The following is a 373-nucleotide window of genomic DNA, read 5'->3' on the forward strand; positions in this document are numbered from 1 at the left end:
ATTTCCTGTTGTCGAGTTCTCGATTTTGAAAAACTTCGTTTTTTCATTCATGGTTTTTGAAAGTTTTCAGGTTTGATCTGGGGGGATCATCATAAATGTTGTTGGTATCGCGTCTGCGTGTTGCTGGACCACGTCTGAGGAAGTTAAGCCTGACGGGAATATGCTTGGCTGGAAGTCTCAGTGCCTCTTTTGTTGGGTATGCTTACGCCCAGACGAGTAATACAACAACGGTAGCAGGTTCTCTTGAGGGAGAGTTTGCAGTTGATGACAGTGGAGCAGCAACCTATTCCCTGCGGATCTCTGTCCCGCCCGGAATTGCAGGTAATGAACCGCGTCTGGCCCTGTCCTATTCCTCTCAGGCGGGTAATGGTCC

At 48.5% G+C, this 373-nt stretch carries 1 protein-coding gene; it reads left to right on the forward strand.

What is annotated here, in order from left to right; all coding sequences use genetic code 11:
• Positions 1 to 95: 95 nt before the first annotated feature.
• Positions 96 to 373, forward strand: a 278-nt coding sequence (locus WH96_RS20910; protein WP_047766192.1) for a hypothetical protein, incomplete at its 3' end; no start/stop codon positions are given.

The organism is Kiloniella spongiae, from assembly GCF_001026905.1.
Taxonomy (GTDB): Bacteria; Pseudomonadota; Alphaproteobacteria; order Kiloniellales; family Kiloniellaceae; genus Kiloniella; species Kiloniella spongiae.